Here is an 18729-nt window from a genome sequence, read left to right on the forward strand (position 1 = left end):
GTATCAGGCGATTGTGAGCTCTGGCCTGCCCATGTCACTGAACATGCCCGCATAATATTTGACATCGCCTGCCTCATTACGGATTGCCGTAATACTTAGCCATTCCTGATAGATCTCTCCGTTTTTCTTCCGATTCCAGATCTCGCCTTGCCAATATCCTTTTTCACGTAATTCCATCCATAATTGGTCATAGAAACGTTTGTCCTGTTTACCGGATTTCAGCAGACTTGGCTTCTGTCCAACCGCCTCTTCAGCACTGTAACCAGTGACCGCAGTAAAGGCCGGGTTCACGGATGTAATAACACTGTTCGTATCTGTGATCAGAATGGCTTCAATGGTACTCTCCAGAATGCTCGCAGATAACTGAAGCTTCTCCTGGTAGAACATCCAGATCACAAGTACAAGACTGACCAACGCGATCTGAGACAAAGCCATGAAACCAATGGCATAATGACCGGTCATGCTGTACAACAAAGTCAACATCAACGGAGGGAAGAATCCACCCAGTCCCCCCATAGCGGAGATCATCCCATTCGCTACACCTGGTTGTTTAACGAAATACATTGGCACTAATTTGAAAATGGTTCCGTTACCTGTCCCTGCGCATAATGCCACAGTCAGACATCCAATCGTATAGATATAGAATGATGGCGCGAAGGATAATACAATCGCTGCGATCGTTAACCCGCCGAACACAAACATTAATATTTTGAATGGATTAAATCGATCTCCAAGCCAGCCTCCCACGGGCCGCATAATGGTTGCAACGAGAATGAATCCCGCTGTACGAATACCAGCATCGACTTTATCCATCTGAAAGTGACTAACCAGGAAATTCGGCAAGTACACCGTAAATGCCACGAACGAGCCAAATGTCAGAAAATAAAACAAGCAGAGCAACCATAGTTTATTGTTGCGTGATATGGCCTTCAGTTGCTGCATCAATGGAGCGTTAACTCGTACTTCCTGTTTGTCACCCAGAACGAAATTCAACGCCGCCATCCCTAATAGCAAAATACTGTAGAGCAGAACCGTCGTAGACCATCCCATTCGATCAGCGATCAGCGGGGCTCCGAATGCAGACAGTGCTGTACCCAGGTTACCAATTCCGTAGATCCCGTTAACAAATCCATGTCGCTCTTTCGGATAATATTTGGGCAGTGAAGTTACACCGACGGAGAAGACAGCTCCTCCGATACCGAGGAACAATCCACCAATCACCAGATCACTGAACGACGTCGCACGGCTAATCCACCATACCGGGGCCAGCAGCAGGACAAAGCTGATCATGAAAATATTGCGTGCTCCATATCGATTCGTCCAATAACCAATCGGAATACGGGCGATGGATCCGATCAATACGGGAATCGCTGTCGCCCACGCAAGCTGGGAAGACGTAAGCGTAATATCCTCTTTAATAAATGGCATCAGAGATGACAGGATAACCCATACCATGAAACCCAGAACCAGACTTGCGGTTTGCAAGGGCAGTTGAACCTTTCCTTTATGTTGCATTTACATCGCCCTTTCCTTTTTTTGTTCCTGATTCGGATACACTGCTCCATCTCTTCTGCGATACAGCACATAACTGCGTTTCAAATACCCCAGTGGCATACTCAGCATGTGAACCAGACGTGTAAATGGAAACACGCAGTACAGTACAAAGGTAAGCAGAATGTGTACTTTGAAGTTCATCGGTACTGTCTGCATCAGAACGGGATCAGGCTGGAATACGATCAGACCGCGCAACCACGGATTAATCGTTGTTCGATAGTCAAAACCTGTGTGATTCACCGCATTAGCCGAGGTCGCCAGTATTCCGGTGACAATGACAATGATCAACATGGCAAGTGCCATCCAATCCCCGATGCTGCTTGTCGCCCGCACTCTGCGAGCAACATAACGGCGAACCAGCAAAATGACAGCACCTGCAAATGCAATGATCCCCGCAGGAAGTCCTCCTGCAATAGCCATCAAGTGATATCCTTCATCACTCAGGCCAATCCAGCGATAGAACTCCACTGGAACAAGCAAACCGGCAATATGTCCACAGATTACAGCGAATATCCCGATATGAAAGAGTAAACTGCCCCATTTTAGCATGCGTTTCTCCAGCATCTCACTGGACTTGGACGTCCAACTGAAAGGATTCGTCACATAACGCCAGATCGTCGCCGTAATGCAGAAAACAATGACCATATAGGGAAGAGCGCCCCATAACAACAGTTCCAGTGTACTCAACGATTCCCCCTCCTCATCTGGGCAGCGATCTGCATAAGATCTGCTGGTTGTTGGTTAACTGTTTTTTCTTGTTCTGGCACATCAGGGGCAGGAGGCTCAGGAATGACCTGTAACATCAGACTGAGCAATGGTCCATATGGGCTGTTCTGTCCCGTAATGCTTTCGCTCATTGTGACCAACGCCTTATGGCAACTGGAGAGCACCCCTAAGGCATCTTCCTCGGGAGCCTCAGCTACAAATTCAAGCACCATAGGCAAATAGTCCGGCAACTCACTCACTTCCATATAAAATCCCGCAGCTTCATATCTGCGTTTCAATTCAATCAGAGCCGGGCCCCGATCCCGTTCATCTCCATGAAGAGCATACGTGAGATAGAGGTTACACTTTTTATCAAAATCGAATGTACGAACATAGGCATCCTGCCACTCAATCGAGCTTACCGACTGTGCTTCATCTACAAATGTCAGCAAGATCTGGTTCACCATCTCATCGGAAATGGACTGTATAGCTTCCTTCACTCCTTGCAGTCCTTCTCTCCACGCTGTATCCGGATATTGCAACAGGTAGGAGATCAGTTTACAGACCATTCTTCTCGTATTCGTATCGTAAACCAGAGCCTGACCTGTTCCCTCATTGGGTTCGATCGTCATCGTTGTCATTGTCTCCTTTCCCATCAAAATACCCCACAAGAACCAGGACCACCTGCAAAATCAAGTCCGCAGCTGCCCTGTTCGCTGAAGAGATCTTCCACTTCCTCACGGTGGGCTGGCGGGATGACAAAACGATCATTATACTTCGCAATCGCGAGCAGTCGGTACATGTCCTCCACTTCCTGCGCATCCATGCCTACTCTTTCCAACAATGCCGATTCACTGGTCTTACCCGTCTGCTGATTACGCATGTGAATGCGCATAACGGCCATCTTCCGCAGGACCTCACGAATTCGATCCGTATCTCCTGCTGTAAGCAGATTGGCAAGATACTCCACCGGAATACGCATGTTATCAATCGCAGGGAAAATATCATTAGCCTCCAGTGAACTTCCCTGTCCCTCTACCCGATTGGTAATCGGGCTAAGCGGTGGAATGTACCATACCATTGGCATGGTACGGTATTCAGGGTGAAGCGGGAGCGCAATTTTCCAGTCGATAACCATTTTATAAATAGGGGACTGCTGCGCTGCAATAATCCAATCCTCGGGAATTCCTGCCTCACGCGCTTCGCGAATCACCTCAGGGTCATTCGGATCAAGGAAAATATCCATCTGGGATTCATAGAGATCCTGGTCATTTTCAACGGAAGCAGCAGCTTCAACACGGTCTGCATCATACAGCATCAGGCCGATATAGCGGATACGTCCCACACAGGTTTCGGAACAGATCGTTGGCAGACCTGCTTCAATCCGCGGGAAACATAGCGTACATTTCTCGGCTTTGTTTGTCTGCCAATTGAAATAGACCTTTTTGTACGGACAGCTCGATACACAGAATCTCCATGCGCGGCATGCATTTTGGTCAACCAGTACAATCCCGTCTTCTTCCCGTTTGTACATCGCTCCGGAAGGACAGGAGGACACACAGGCTGGGTTAAGGCAATGTTCACAGATCCGTGGCAGATACATCATAAATACCTGTTCAAAATCCATCTTGATCGAATCCTCGACACCCTTCATGTTGGGGTCTTCCATCCCGGTTACATGGGCACCTGCCAGATCATCCTCCCAGTTAGGTCCCCACTCCAGATTCATATATTCACCGGTAATCTGGGATTTCGGTCTTGCTACAGGCTGATGTTTTTTCTCCGGGCTGTTCGTCAGTTTCTCATACTCGTAGGTCCATGGCTCGTAATAATCATCAATGGTAGGCTGATCCGGGTTATGGAAAATGTTAAGCAAGCGTCTTGCCCGTGTGCCGGACTTCAATTCCAGTTTGCCATTCTTCATCTCCCAGCCACCGCGATAACGCTTCTGGTCCTCCCATTGTTTCGGATAACCCACCCCTGGCTTGGTCTCTACATTGTTCCAGTACATATATTCTGCACCTGGACGATTGGTCCAGGTGTTTTTGCACGTAACACTACATGTATGGCACCCTATGCATTTGTCCAGATTCATGACCATACTGACTTGTGCTTTAATCTTCAAGCCAATCCACCTCCTGCAGTTTTCTTATGATGACATTGAGGTCACGCTGATTGCCTGTCGGGCCATAGTAGTTGAAGCCATAACTTAACTGGGCATAACCACCGATCATATGGGTGGGCTTCACATGAATACGTGTCGGACTGTTATGCGTCCCCCCACGTGTCTGTGATATTTTGGTGCCCGGAACGTTAATATGACGGTCCTGAGCGTGATACATGAATGCCATGCCGCGAGGAATACGGTGGGTCACTACGGCTCGGGCAACGACTACTCCGTTACGGTTGAAACATTCGATCCAGTCGTTGTCAACCAGTCCGGCTTCTTCTGCATCTTCGTAGTTCATCCAGATTGTCGGGCCACCTCGGAACAACGTCAGCATCGGCAGCGCATCATAGTACATACTGTGGATCGACCACTTATTATGCGGTGTCAGGTAGTTCAGGACAATCTCCTTTCCCCCTTCGATCGGACGTTTGCTGTTTGGATGGAACGGCGTATGCTTCAGCACAGGTTTAAATGTCGCTAATGTCTCTCCGAACTCGCGGAGCATCGCATGATCAATATAGAACTGCTGTCTGCCCGTCAATGTACGCCATGGAATCAGGCGCTCCACATTGGTGGTGAATGGCGAATATCTTCGTCCGCCTTTTTCCGATCCGCTGAATGCAGGCGAGGTAATGACCGTTTTCGGTTTGGAAGTGATCTCGTCAAACGTAAAACATTCCTCAGACCGTTCCTCAGCCAAATCTTTCAGATGCAATGCTGTTTTCTGTTCAAGCGCTTCCCACGCACGCACAGCCATTTTGCCGTTCGTTGTACTGGACAAGGTCAGAATGGCCTCAGCAACATTACGGTCTGTGCTCAGATCCGGACATCCTTGTCCAACGCCATCTTTACGATGCACGCCCAGGATGCCCTTGAGTTTTTCATACTCTTCACTGGCAGACCAGGATATGCCTTTGGTACCGATTGGTTTATCCTTCACCACAGGTCCAAGGCTGATCATTTTGTTATATACGGCAGCATAGTCACGTTCCACGACCTGAATATGCGGCATCGTTTTACCCGGGATTGCTTCACATTCTCCCGCACTCCAGTCTTTGATCTCTCCGTACGGTTGAGCAAGCTCATCTGGTGAATCATGCAACAGCGGTGTAGCTATGATCTCTTTCTGTGGACCATCAAATTGCTGCGCAGCCATCTCGGAGAATACACGTGCAATTTCCTTGAAGGTATCCCAGTCCGAACGGGATTCCCACTGCGTGGCTACAGCCGGATTAAATGGATGAACGAACGGATGCATATCCGTACTGCTCAGATCGCTTTTTTCATACCAGGTCGCTGCTGGCAGAACAATATCGGAATACATCGCCGTACCTGCCATCCGGAAATCCATATTGATCATCAGGTCGAGTTTGCCTTCCGGTGCTTCATCCACCCATTCCACATGCTCTGGGCGCAGTCCATGATCATCATCATTCAGCAATCCGTTCGTTGCACCGAGCAGATGCTTGAGGAAATACTCATGTCCTTTGCCGGAACTTGAGATCAGATTCGCTCTCCAGACAAATAGTACACGCGGAAAGTTCGCTGGATCATCCGGTTGCTCGATTGAGAACTTCAGATTTTTGTTCTGCAATTCTGAGGCTACATAAGCACCGATCTCTTCCTTCGTCGTTGCTCCAGCCTGCAGCGCATCCTGATGCAGATCAATCGAGTTACGATTGAATTGTGGATAAGATGGAAGCCAGCCCATACGCGCAGCCATCACATTATAATCAGCCACATGCTGGAACCGCGGTTCACCCTCAAGCGCCGAAGTCAACTCTCCTACTTGGGTCTCCTCGTATCTCCATTGATCTGTTGCAAAGTAGAAGAAAGATGTTCCGTTCTGCAGACGTGCAGGTCCGGTCCAGTCACGAGCAAAGGCAATCGTCTGCCAGCCTTCAGCCGGACGCAGTTTTTCTTGACCAACATAGTGCGCCCAACCTCCACCGTTCACACCCTGACAGCCTGTCATCAGTATTAAGTTAATGATGGCGCGATAGATGACGTCGGAGTTGTACCAGTGATTAATACCGGCTCCCATGATGATCATGGAACGCCCTTTGGTATCGATCGCATTTTGTGCAAACTCACGTGCAATCTGTACGACAGTCTCTTCGTCCACACCAGTGATTTTCTCTTGCCACGCTGGGGTGAATGGTTTTACCTGTGGTGCATTCAAGATGTCGTCTCCACGGTGAACACGTACACTCAACTGCTCCGCACCAGTGACTACTTCTGCTGAATCCGAAGAACGTGTCATTTCACGTTCAATTCCGTATTTGGCAAGTACCAGATCGTATACGGCTGTTACCGTAATCCATCTGTCCCCCAGCCAGATCTGGCGTACAGGAATCTGCCGCTTCATGACATGTTTTCCCTCATCATCAAAGTACGGCAGATGAATGGTTACGAGATCATGATGGACTCCGAGCATGGATAGTCTAGGATCAATCGGCTCACCGTTCTCCACCTGTTCCATTTTGAGATTCCATGTGCCTTCTTCACCCCAACGGAAGCCCAAACTTCCTTTTGGCATCGCATAGGTTCCACTGTTCTCATCGTATACAAGCGTTTTCCATGCCATATTGTTGCCCGTAATACCCAGGTCTTCCCCAACGAGAAATCTGCCTGCTGTGTGTATCCCGTCCTTTTCTTCCACAATCAGCAGATTTGGAAAGTCCGTATACTGTTTGGCATATTGCATGAAATAGTCCGTGGGCTTTTCAATATAAAACTCTTTCAGGATGACATGGCCCATTGCCATCGCCAGAGCGCCGTCCGTTCCTTGTTTTACCGACATCCATGTATCTGCAAATTTCACATATTCCGCATAGTCCGGGCTGATCGACACCACTTTCGTTCCCCGATAACGTGCTTCAGCCAGGAAGTGGGCATCCGGTGTCCGCGTCATTGGCAGATTCGAGCCCCATACCAGAATGTATCCCGAGTTGTACCAGTCACTGCTCTCCGGCACATCCGTTTGATCGCCCCAGATCTGAGGTGAAGCCGGCGGCAGATCCGCATACCAGTCATAGAAGCTGAGCAATGGTGATCCCATCAGGGACAAGAAGCGCGACCCTGCTGCATAACTGACCATCGACATAGCAGGAATTGGAGAGAAACCAATAATCCGATCCGGTCCGTATTCTTTGATCGTATGAATCAGCGAAGCGGCAATAATCTGTGTCACTTCACCCCATGAAGCGCGAATTAATCCACCTTTACCACGTACCGATTTGTATCTTTTCACTTGGGCCGGATCATCCGCAATGCTGGACCACGCTTGAACCGGGTCACCATGTGTCTGAAGCGCATCACGCCACATGTCCAGCAGCGCACCACGTACATAAGGATGTTTGACACGCAGCGGGCTGTACAGATACCAGGAGAAGCTCGCTCCACGCGGACAACCTCGTGGTTCAAATTCCGGCATATCCGGTCCGGTTGAAGGATAGTCGGTAGCCTGCGTTTCCCAAGTGACAATGCCGTCTTTCACATAGATCTGCCAGCTGCATGATCCGGTACAATTGACGCCGTGTGTGGAACGCACCACTTTGTCATGCTGCCAGCGGCGGCGGTAGACATCTTCCCAATCCCGGTTAACTGGGGACATCTCACTCCAGCCCTCCGCACTTTTTTCACGTTTGGCAAAATATTTGAGTTTGCCCATCCAGGGCATGCTTTTGTTACTCATTGTTGTCCTCCCACATATATGACCTGTTGATGCAAGTTGAATCCTGAACTGCTGTTGCTAACCTCCGATTTGCGACATATGTCGCAGCGTTGGCGTGCCGTCAATCTGTTGCCCGTTTAAGGCTTTTAACATGTCATGTGTTTCGGGTTTGGCTCCGAGTGCCTTGTAAAATAAATCCTGCACCGCCTTGTCATCACCTACGAGTGGACGAACATTGAACTCATCTGACCAGTAGAGACAAGGTTTGATATTTCCGTCTGCTGTCAGCCTGAGCCGATTGCAATTTCCGCAGAAATGGCTGCTCACCGGATGAATCAGACCAAAGGTTCCGGCAGCTCCCACAATGCGATAACTATCTGCAGGTCCATTCCCATAAATCTCTCCACAGCTTTCGTACTCCCATTGTGCTCCGCATGTTTCCAGCACATGTTCGAGGGGCATATACCCAGATCTCCAACCTTCTCCACTTTCACCAATAGGCATGTACTCGATAAAACGAATATGAATGGGTTCATCCCGGGTCATCCTCAGAAAGTCTTCCACTTCATCGTCGTTCACGCCTTTCATCAGCACCACATTCAGCTTGATCGGATGAAATCCGGCTTTTTGGCTGGCCTTAATGCCGTCCAGCACACGCTGCACCTTGCCGCCTCGGGTAATGCTTGCGAATCGTTCTGGCTTCAAAGAATCCAGGCTTATGTTCACCCGTGTTAGCCCCGCAGCCTTCAGCAGATCCGCATAAGCTGCCAAATAGATGCCATTGGTGGTCAATGCGATATCTTCAATTCCTGGAATAGCGGACAACATCGCAATCAGTTGATCCAGCCCCTTACGAACAAGAGGCTCCCCTCCAGTTAAACGCAATTTCCGAATGCCCAATGGAGCAAGCGCCTTAACGATGGACGTGATTTCTTCATAGGACAGGATTCGTTCTGTCGGTTCAAACTGCATTCCTTCCTCTGGCATGCAATACACACAGCGGAGATTACAACGATCCGTAACCGAAATTCTTAAGTAATCATGTTTTCTTCCAAACGGGTCCATTAATTTTGATTCCATACACATACCTCCCTTCTCTAGGGTGCTGTATTCACATCAGCCGAAGGAGAAACCTGTTTTCTCTCATCCAGTGTCATCTTGACGCTAAATATAAGGATGTCTCACTCGCTGAACTGTGCAAAATATCACAAGAAGTGAAACATAGCGCACAGTTGCACATCTATATATGCTCACCAGCCCTTTTCCAAACAGGATTCTGGTCTAAATAAGTCTAAATTATGGCAAAAAGAAATGTGTGAGCCTGCTCACACAGACCCCTCTTCACGTTTTCTATAATCAAATTGCAGCACCACACTATCCCTATTTGGAGGAATGACACATGAACACATACGCAGCAACCATTAATGCCACGGAGTATCCACCGCATTTGAAACATAAAGTTATTTTCGAAACGTTTGATCAGTTGCAACCACAGGAATCCATGCTGCTCATCAATGATCACGATCCAAAGCCACTTCGATTCCAGTTCCAGTCCACACATCCTGATGGCTTCAACTGGGAGTATATTGAGCAGGGCCCTACAACCTTCCAGGTCAAGATCAGCAAACTATAGAATTGGAGCTGAACCGCTATGGCCCACGTTGAAATCATTGACAATACTACACTTCGCATCACGCTGAGGTTGGAAGATGCCACAACCATGGTGCAGATAGCACAGCGTGAACAGGCCGAATATGCGCAAGAGATTGTTACCATTTACGAAAAAATGCCTGTGTTCGAATATACTCACTTCTGTTTTTACGCCTATGACAGTGCAAGACTTTTTGAGCGTGTGCTCGGCATGGACCCCAAAGCCTATCTGTCCTTCTCCCTCGATGCGCCGGAGTCATTCTTCTACGCGCTGTACGGTGGAATGGCCGCCCTGTATGAATCATCTCTGCAGTTGGTACAACAGGCGGATGTAGCTAGTGCAGGATTGGATGTGAACGCACATGTCTCCATCTGATATCCGTATGGTTGAATTGGATGTGCGCCCTCATCTGAGTAAAAAGCTGGAGCCGTTTCAGCTGATTATGGACACGGTCAAGGGCCTTCAGCATGACGATGTGTTTGTCCTACATGCTCCATTCAAACCAACGCCTCTGCTCGGTATTCTCAAGCTGAAAGGATATTCCAGCACATCGGAACGAAAAGGTTCAGATCACTGGGTTACCACATTTGTGCACAAAAAAAATAAAACCGGTGCAAAAGCATTATCTGCAATGGTTTTACCTGGATCAGAAGTTAATTCGGAGCCCGGTTCAGACGAAGAATCAGCTTCATGCAAAGGACATCCGGAGGAGCAAGCTGTTGCGATTGCAAACATTGAAACTCCACAGGCACCCAAAGTTATACTGGACAATCGCGGATTGGAACCGCCACAGCCCATGATGCGAACACTTGCCGCTCTGGAGCGTTGCAAACCTGGGGAAATCGTACTGATTCACAATGACCGTGTACCTGTATTCCTGATTGAAGAGTTAAACAATCTAGGTTGCACCTACACGGTTGAAGATCAAGCCGATGGCACAGCCAAAGTGAGAATTGAAAAAGGGTAAGGAGGAGAAAGCCATGTCCAGGTTGCCGTTTCTTTTCATCATCACGGGCATCTTTGGATTTGTAATGTATCACGCCTTCTCCCTGCTCTCGCTGACAGGCTGGCTTGGTGATGAACTCAGAGGACCCGAAGGCTGGTTTCATGCTCATCTGTTTGTGCTCGGGTGGGCAACCATGCTCGCAATGGGTGCCGTTTATCAGTTGATACATGTTATTTTGCAATCCAATATCTACAGTCTGGTTCTCGGTTATTGTCATTATGTCTTGTTCAGTATCGGAATCGTAGGCATGTTATACGGCTTCATTTGTGCAGATGTCATCTGGATTTCCGGTTCTGCGACACTCGCGCTCTCTGGCATCCTGTTGTTCGGATGGAATATGGCTGTTACCCTCTTACGTGCCTCACAATGGAATCCGGTAACGATTAGTGCAGCATGTTCGTGTCTTTATCTGGTTCTTACCGGGCTATCCGGTATGCTGATGGGTCTGAATTTTGCCTTTGGTGATTGGAATGGTATGCATGAACGCTTGTTCGGCGCACATATCTGGATGGGAACACTCGGCTGGTTTGGCATGTTAATTACCGGATTCAGTTACAAAATGCTGCCCATGTTCTACCTGTCCCACGATTACTCCCTTCGATTACAGAAAGTGGTCCTGGTTCTGTGGAATGCAGCTGTAATTACAGGCGTTGTCGCATTTCTGACTGGGCTTAAGGGAGGTTTGCTCTGGTTCGCGCTCTTGCTCCTAACCGCAGCCCTACTCTTCTATGTGTATCACTTGGAGCAAATTCAGGAGAAACGTCACAAAAGCAACCCCGGGCCGGGTATTCGCTGGTCTGTGTATGTAAGCCGTGCCTTTGCCGCATATGCTGTCGCCCTACTGATCTATTCGGCGCAAGGAACCGAACTGCTGCTCCATCCAAGGGTTGTTCTTCTGTCTGGATGGGTATATCTCGGGGGCTGGGTGTCCCTCACCATACTCGGATATGCCTCCAAAATCGTGCCTTTTCTCTGGTGGACCCACAAATACGGCAAGCAGGCAGGCAGACCCGGAACACCGCTAATGGCTGGTATGCTGAGTGAACGGAACGTCAATTGGGGGATGATCGCCATGGTGGCTGGAAGCCTTCTGCTAGTCAGTGGAATTCTGATTAATCTGGCAGAGGTTATGATGGTTGGAGGAACAGCCTTATCTCTGGTTTCCATCGTTTATATAGCGAATATTGCTTTGGTATTCAGACGTTAATGTTAAAAAGGTAGATTGGAGGGTGAACATGATGGAACAAACAACGCATTTACTGGAATGTCTCAAGGAAGTATATGACCCTGAATTAGGTGTCAATATCGTTGACCTTGGTCTGGTGTATGAAGTAAAGGAAGAAGCTGAACGAGTACATGTACGGATGACGCTAACTACACCAGGTTGTCCGCTGCACGATACCATCGTTGGTGCGGTGAAATGGGTTTTACAGGAAAATACGAATAAGACTGATATTGACGTTCAAGTGGTGTGGGAGCCACAATGGTCTCCACAGATGATGTCGAATGAAGCCAAGGAATTGCTGGGATACTTCTAGGCAGAATGACTATAGACCGGATAATGAACAAGTTGCTGGCGGAATACGAAGAAGCGTACTTAAATCTGATGTTCTCAGACTCAAGTATGCTTTTTGTTTTGCGATGGGAAACACTTGATTAAGATATTCTTGAATAAAAATAAATAAGGAAACTCCAGAATAGAGTTCCCCTTATATTAGTTCCGATCAGTGAATCGTTGTATCGCTTCCTTGATATTCGATGTTAGATGTCCTTTGCATAGGATGCTGCTGGCACTTTGTTTAACACCACGAACAAACGAACCTCCTGAGCTCCTGTATTATGGAATGCAAACTCCACTTCACCGCCGCAATGAATTACATCCTCTTGTTTCACTTCTTGTTCTTTTCCATCCAGCATAAGTGTGCCTGTGCCTTCGACCACCAGCAAAATAACGTCTGTGCCTGGATGTTTATGAACGGGAAGCTGCTGACCTGGCAGAAAATGAAGTACAAAGGTCACTCCACCACCCTGTTGGAATAAAACTCGTTTAGTAAAACGCTCCTCACTGAATGCTTTGACTTCTTGCAATGACGTGATACTCATCCTAATCGTCCTCCTCGATAATGTAATCTGTGAATACATTCATCTTATCGCAAGAAAGCCCGCATTTCCTTGATCTGAATCAAGAAATACGGGCAAATGAACAAATCATAGTCGGTCCCTTATGATCGTTTGTTTTTAAGATAGTTACACCATCATTTTGCGCAGAGAAGCGATATATCTGGAACGTATGACGATGAAATAAAACGTCTGTGCAAGTACAAAGGCACCAAAAACAGTCAACACCGGCATCGTATAATTGGTAATACCAAACTCAGTCAGGAATGGTTTAACCACTACCAACGTTTCAATGATAGCTACCCCAATCGGTAAAAAGAACAGAATGGCAATCTGAACGGTGGATGATCGTTTCATCTCCTGGAAACTGAGGCCCATTTTCGAAAGAGAATGCACCATCCTTCCATCTGCTTCAAGATCGGTATGCAGTCTGAAATACAGAAAGCTTGCGGAAGATATCGAGAAGATTAATCCGATAAATATACCCAGAAAGGTAAAGAGTGCTGTACCCTGTCTGTATCTCTCAAAATCTCCATATCGTGTAGTCAGATATCCAGAGTTGTTATCCGTTGAAGCGTTGCTGCTTCCAATGGAATTTACGGAGAATAGAAGCTGATCGCTAACCATGGCTTCCGAGGAGTGGCGGTCAGGTACAGCATGGCCCCATGCAGGGATCTGATACAGATATTTTCCTGATATCATATTCTCTTTGATCTGTTGGGCAATCTCTTCATACTTCTCATCCGGGAGAACAACTACACCTGTAGCATAGAGTAGGGTTCCAAACCGTGGATCGATATCTGTATCCGTAACCCGGGCTTCCAGAGGGCTATCGTTCAGATTCAACGTCAACTTGTCTCCCTTCGCATAATTACGAAATCTGTTGCGCTCGATCTGACCCTGATCCTTCTCATTGCGGGTATCCACAAATAAAACGGATCCGGTATCCAATTGGAACATCTTTCTCCCTTGTGTCCGATTGTATTGGTTGTAGTGACTAAGCGGCATAACCGAGACAGCACTCTGATCTGCAGAGGACCACAGATATTCCAGATATATCTGTTGATAATCCAAGCCTGCGGCTTCAAGTTTCGAATCAATAGCGCTCATATCCAATTGCTCCGCTGGTCTGAAGACGTTGTATTGAATTGGAAAATCGTTGTTCGTAAACTGTTCCCGGTTCTCCTGATCCAGTGACAAAATTACAACTGCACTCATTGAAGCAATCGCAATCACCACGGTCACCATAAAGAGCATGCGTGCATTATCCTTCATTTTATAACTCATCTCTGAGATCCATAACAGACGTGTACCCTGCCATACGGTTTTACGATTACGTTTCAATAAGCGAATGATCATGACAGACAGTTGAGAGTAGAAAAAATACGTTCCCGCTATCCCTGTTACAGCTGCAATCATGATTGTTCCGCCATTTAACTCGCTGCGGAGTACCACAAAACCTACTGTTAGTAATGCAAAACCCAGAAGTGAGAAGAACCATGAAGCTTTGGGCTCTTTTTTAGGCTTGCTGGTTCCCGTCAAAAGTTCTAACGTTCGTTTGTTCCCGATAAAAACCAATGTGAAGAGTGATATGCAGAAAAATAATAACAGAAAGGCCCCGATCGTAATCAGAATCGCTTTCACCGGAAAATAAAAGGGCAGATCATCCATCCCGATAAAACGAGTAGTTAACATCAGGAACAGCTTGGACAACAACATACCTCCGCCGATCCCGGCAATAATGGACAGGCAGCCGATCAACATGTTCTCCAGAATGACCAATCTCCGAATCTGCCTAGGCTCCGCACCAAGTATGGTCAGAATGCCAAACTCTTTGTTCCGTGATTTGAGAAAAGCACTGATGGAATACATAACAAAGAAAAATGCAAACACATACACAATAACCGAAGCGATCTGCATCCCCGTAGCGGTTGTGTCACCCATTGGCAACTCTGCCACATATGGATGATAGATAAATACCGCATACGCGAAGAAAATCATGACCATAAACACACTACTAAGAAAAAAAGCAATATACGCTCGCCCATTCCGGCGAATGTTATTAAACGCGAACTGAGGAAAGCTCATGTGAATTCCCTCCCCAGAAGGATAAAGTATCAATGATCCGCTGGAAGAACGTCTGTCGATTATCTCCGCGGTGTACCTCGGCTGCCAGTTTTCCATCCTTGATAAACACGATGCGGTTGCAATAACTTGCAGCAAGCGGGTCATGTGTAACCAACATAATGGTTGTTTTCTCCTGCTGGTTAATCTGTTCAAGTGACTCCATGACCGCTTGGGATGACGTAGAATCCAGGGCACCGGTGGGTTCATCCGCCAAAACAATCGAAGGCATATTGATCATGGATCTCGCAATGGCTGTCCGTTGTCGCTGTCCGCCCGAAATTTCGTAGACTCGTTTATCCAGAATATGATCAATCCCGAGCTTCGCTGTAATGCGATGAAGTCTGCTCTCCATCTCCTTCAGTTTGACCTTGTCCAGTGTCAATGGAAGCACAATATTCTCAGCAACAGTCAGCGTGTCCAGCAGATTGAAATCCTGAAAGACAAATCCGAGTTCCCGACGTCGGAACATGGCAAGTTCTTTCTTTTTCATATCAAACGGGTTCATGCCATTAATCAGCACCTTGCCTGAGCTGGGTTCATCAATGGTGGAGACCATGTTTAACAATGTGGTTTTGCCACTACCCGACGGGCCCATAATACCCACAAACTCACCTTGCTTGATTGTCAGATGAATATCACTAAGGGCCCGAGTCTGCACTTTGCCCTGATATACTTTGTTCAGTCCCGATACCTGTAACATTTCCATTCGTAATTCCCTCCTGATCCATCATTCTTTATACGTTAATTCTATTCTTATCCTAACCGACCTCCCCTAACGGTGCTATCGAATTACCTTAAACTTCTCTTACAGCCCGTTTAAGGTTTTGTTCCCCTACCTCCTCTATCACAATTCTGTGCATTAAAAAAAGCACCTCGCCCATGGGCAAAGCACTTTTCACTTCGGATATTTCGAATGAATCCAGCTGAATCTAACCAACGTTCCCTCATTTGGCTCCGAAAACAACTCGACACGGTTATCCAGGCGGGCACTGATCTCACGAACCAGATATAATCCCATTCCCGTAGATTCATGGTATTGTCTGCCCCGTTCGCCTGTAAAATAGGGATTGAACACGCGATGAATATCTTCGGACGAGATGCCAATTCCCTCATCCTGAATGTCCAGGATTGTACGTTCTTCCTGCTTATAGCCTGTAATGATCACTTTTTTGCCAGATTTGCTATCGGAATAGTTCACGGCATTGGTCAGAATCTGGGTGAACATGAACCGCAGCCACTTGGAGTCACTATATATCTGAAGGTCGTCCTCCATACGAATATCCGGCGTAATGCCTCTGCGAATAAACAAACGTCGGTTCTCAGCAATGCTACTCCGAAGCACTTCTTGCAAAGACAACAGCTCCACACGAAAATCCCCTTCAAACTGTTCAAGCCTTGATGAATGCAAGACCATTTCAAGTCCTTTGCGCAGCTTATCCAGCTCATCCTGAATACTGCCAGCCGTCTCATCGTCCACATCTTCCAAGGTCAGTTGGATGATGGACAACGGGGTCTTCATCTGATGAACCCAGCGATTCATGAATACCACCTGCTGTTCCTTGCTAGTACGTAACTGACCCATCTCGTTCTGCCGATTACGCTCCAGTTCATGTAACAATTCCTGGATGGCCTCCGCCACGACCGAATTTCCAAGCGTTTGAAAAGGCTCGTTTACCAGTTTGCGTGGTTGTTGAAGTAGACGGTAATATGCTCGCAACTGGAAGTAACGAGTGACCAGATAAACCATCAATACCACGATACTGATCAGCATGCCATAAAGGACAATCTTCATCGGACGGCCCTCACCAGAGAGCCAGTAGACACACGGAACCAGCAGCATCTGTAACACATAAAATCCGACTAACATCAGGTGGTCTTTCAGGAAAAGTCTCATTTTCCTTTCCCCTGTGCGGATGAATCCAGTTCCAACACACGATAACCCGCTCCGCGAACCGTCTCCAAAATCTCTTCTGCACCCAGCTCCTTCAACTTCCGGCGAACACGTGTAATATAGACATTCAACGTATTATCATCAATAAAATGCTGATCTTCCCACATTTGTTCTAACAATTTTTCTCGGCTGACAACTCGCCCTGCCTTCGCCATCAGCGCTTCCACCAGTATCGCTTCCTTCTGTGTTAGCTCGGTAGAACGCTCATCATATTCCAATACAAATCGCTCAGGATAAAAGATCATGGGACCGTTCTTCACCTTCACTTCCTGTTGAACAGCAGCGTAAGAACCATAGGCTCGGCGCAACTGACTTCGTACTTTGGCAAGAACGACTTCATATTGAAAAGGTTTTGTAATATAATCATCCGCTCCATGTTCCAACGCCATAATCTGATCCATACCGCTATCACGAGCCGATATGAATAAAATGGGACATATGGAATGTGTGCGTATCTGCCTGCACCAGTAGTATCCATCATATTGAGGCAAATTCACATCCATCAGCACCAGATCCGGTTCCATCTTCACGAATTCATCCAGTACATGACGAAAATCATCTGTGACCTGTACCTGGAATCCATTTCGGGTCAGATAAGCCGCCAGCAATCCAGCTAGCTTGGCATCATCTTCAACCAACAATATCGACTGCATCGTTAACCTTCTTTCCGTTTCCTGACGTCAGTGTATCACATCTAGTTACCCATTCTAGTCGGAAACGGCTTGAAAATAAAGGGTCAGACCACGAGACGTCCCCTCTTCTCTGCCAACCCAATGATGGCTTCCACTCCTGAATTAAACTCAAGAAAATCCTGCTCGACCCCATCGCTGAAAATAACACCGTCCTCCGGCATCTGGGATACAATGTGCAATGGTTGCTTTGAATGGATCTGTCCAAACACGAGATTGGCCGCAGTCGTCCGGCTCGGGAACGGTTCACGTACTGAAAAATATAAATAAGGCGCATCCCAGTTAAAATGATTCTGCTCCTGTCTGCTTCCATGAATGGATGCCGATGCTGTAGCGACCTCCGCTTCGGAATTTAGGTTCTGCCATGCCGCCGATCCAACAATGCCCGTGGCTCCCGCCAGCACACTTTTGAACCAGCCTGTCGATCCCATGCCTGTGGATACAATGATGCCACTGGAGGATTGTTGTTCTGTCGATGTACCCAAACGCACTTCATAACGCGCCGATACATGTGTCTTCCGACCAATGAACAGATCATTGACACCATATAGATACTGTCCATCATTGAGTTCCACTTTGGCGAGAGTGACTTCTTTTAATGTTCGTTGCTTTCGAATGACATCAGGAACAATGAAGCTCAGATCCTCCACGGTAAAAGGTAATAACACGCCATCCCACCGCATCGGGTCCGGGTTCACACCGATGAGCGGCTGCTCGGTTACGTATTTGAGGGTGTTGGCTACAAGCCCATCCTGTCCAACCACGACCACGACATCCTGATCTCCAAAGATAAAATTGGGCACATGTTCCCGATCAATCGTCTGAACCCGTCCCAATTGACCCAGTTGCTGCTGTGCCTGCTGCACAGATAGCTGATAACGACGGTCTTCCTCCATATAATCACTGAAGTCTGCGCCCAGACGTTCAATATAGAACTGAGCTTGCTGCACCGTGTTATATCGAACCACCAGCTCTTCCAGTCGGGTCCGGCGTTTCACCAGAATCAGCTTGTGTTCACTCATTCGATCATCTGCCGTGGCCTGCTGACGTACTGATTTCCCTGCCTGCTCTGCTTGCTCTCT

General features: G+C 47.5%; 17 protein-coding genes. 5 read left to right on the forward strand and 12 right to left on the reverse strand.

What is annotated here, in order from left to right; genetic code table 11:
- Positions 1–3: 3 nt before the first annotated feature.
- From NST33_RS19310 to moaA, 6 genes are read right to left on the reverse strand one after another with little or no spacing between them, the layout of a single operon-like run.
- Positions 4–1515 (reverse strand): nitrate/nitrite transporter, encoded by a 1512-nt coding sequence (locus NST33_RS19310; RefSeq protein WP_221820443.1) that lies wholly within the window; start codon positions 1513–1515, stop codon positions 4–6.
- The gene (gene narI, locus NST33_RS19315) at positions 1516–2241 is read right to left on the reverse strand and encodes a respiratory nitrate reductase subunit gamma (RefSeq protein ID WP_221820441.1); all 726 of its coding nucleotides are present in this window, start codon (positions 2239–2241) and stop codon (positions 1516–1518) included.
- A complete protein-coding gene (narJ, locus tag NST33_RS19320; protein ID WP_221820439.1) occupies positions 2238–2915 on the reverse strand; it encodes a nitrate reductase molybdenum cofactor assembly chaperone in 678 nt (225 codons plus the stop codon). Before narJ ends, narI begins: the two co-directional genes overlap by 4 nt.
- Complete coding sequence (gene narH, locus NST33_RS19325) at positions 2915–4384, reverse strand: nitrate reductase subunit beta (RefSeq protein WP_221820437.1); 1470 nt, start codon at positions 4382–4384, stop codon at positions 2915–2917. The genes narJ and narH overlap by 1 nt, the downstream gene beginning before the upstream one ends.
- Positions 4374–8126 carry a nitrate reductase subunit alpha gene (locus NST33_RS19330; protein WP_313771434.1) on the reverse strand — a complete coding sequence of 1251 codons (3753 nt, stop codon included), beginning with the start codon at positions 8124–8126 and terminating at the stop codon, positions 4374–4376. Before NST33_RS19330 ends, narH begins: the two co-directional genes overlap by 11 nt.
- Positions 8127–8183: 57 nt before the next feature.
- Entirely contained in the window at positions 8184–9185 is a 1002-nt protein-coding gene (moaA, locus tag NST33_RS19335; RefSeq protein ID WP_221820435.1) for a GTP 3',8-cyclase MoaA, read from the reverse strand.
- A 319-nt stretch (positions 9186–9504) separates the two neighbouring features.
- Here moaA and NST33_RS19340 point away from each other — a divergent pair, with 319 nt between their 5' ends.
- From NST33_RS19340 to NST33_RS19360, 5 genes are read left to right on the forward strand one after another with little or no spacing between them, the layout of a single operon-like run.
- Complete coding sequence (locus NST33_RS19340; protein WP_036613358.1) at positions 9505–9738, forward strand: DUF2249 domain-containing protein; 234 nt, start codon at positions 9505–9507, stop codon at positions 9736–9738.
- Between the two features lie 18 nt (positions 9739–9756).
- Positions 9757–10131, forward strand: coding sequence for a hypothetical protein (locus NST33_RS19345; RefSeq protein ID WP_221820433.1), 375 nt, complete (start codon positions 9757–9759; stop codon positions 10129–10131).
- Positions 10118–10723 carry a DUF2249 domain-containing protein gene (locus tag NST33_RS19350; protein ID WP_221820432.1) on the forward strand — a complete coding sequence of 202 codons (606 nt, stop codon included), beginning with the start codon at positions 10118–10120 and terminating at the stop codon, positions 10721–10723. Before NST33_RS19345 ends, NST33_RS19350 begins: the two co-directional genes overlap by 14 nt.
- Before the next feature lie 13 nt (positions 10724–10736).
- Positions 10737–11969, forward strand: a complete 1233-nt coding sequence (locus NST33_RS19355) for a hypothetical protein (RefSeq protein ID WP_221820431.1) — start codon at positions 10737–10739, stop codon at positions 11967–11969.
- 31 nt (positions 11970–12000) lie between these two features.
- Positions 12001–12300: a metal-sulfur cluster assembly factor gene (locus NST33_RS19360; RefSeq protein WP_221820562.1), complete on the forward strand. Its 300-nt coding sequence runs from the start codon at positions 12001–12003 to the stop codon at positions 12298–12300.
- A gap of 223 nt (positions 12301–12523) precedes the next feature.
- Here NST33_RS19360 and NST33_RS19365 read toward each other — a convergent pair whose 3' ends face one another.
- The 6 genes from NST33_RS19365 to NST33_RS19390 form a co-directional block, all read right to left on the reverse strand.
- Positions 12524–12865 carry a cupin domain-containing protein gene (locus NST33_RS19365; protein ID WP_221820430.1) on the reverse strand — a complete coding sequence of 114 codons (342 nt, stop codon included), beginning with the start codon at positions 12863–12865 and terminating at the stop codon, positions 12524–12526.
- A gap of 144 nt (positions 12866–13009) precedes the next feature.
- Positions 13010–14968, reverse strand: a complete 1959-nt coding sequence (locus NST33_RS19370; RefSeq protein WP_221820429.1) for an ABC transporter permease — start codon at positions 14966–14968, stop codon at positions 13010–13012.
- Positions 14943–15713, reverse strand: coding sequence for an ABC transporter ATP-binding protein (locus tag NST33_RS19375; RefSeq protein WP_221820427.1), 771 nt, complete (start codon positions 15711–15713; stop codon positions 14943–14945). Before NST33_RS19375 ends, NST33_RS19370 begins: the two co-directional genes overlap by 26 nt.
- Before the next feature lie 189 nt (positions 15714–15902).
- Positions 15903–16901, reverse strand: a complete 999-nt coding sequence (locus NST33_RS19380; protein WP_221820425.1) for a sensor histidine kinase — start codon at positions 16899–16901, stop codon at positions 15903–15905.
- Positions 16898–17611: a response regulator transcription factor gene (locus tag NST33_RS19385; protein WP_221820423.1), complete on the reverse strand. Its 714-nt coding sequence runs from the start codon at positions 17609–17611 to the stop codon at positions 16898–16900. The genes NST33_RS19380 and NST33_RS19385 overlap by 4 nt, the downstream gene beginning before the upstream one ends.
- An 83-nt stretch (positions 17612–17694) precedes the next feature.
- On the reverse strand, positions 17695–18669 hold the full coding sequence (locus tag NST33_RS19390) for a sugar kinase (RefSeq protein WP_221820560.1): 975 nt from the start codon (positions 18667–18669) through the stop codon (positions 17695–17697).
- Positions 18670–18729 lie beyond the last annotated feature (60 nt).

The sequence above is a fragment of the Paenibacillus sp. FSL L8-0435 genome (assembly GCF_037965655.1).
Taxonomy (GTDB): domain Bacteria; phylum Bacillota; class Bacilli; order Paenibacillales; family Paenibacillaceae; genus Paenibacillus.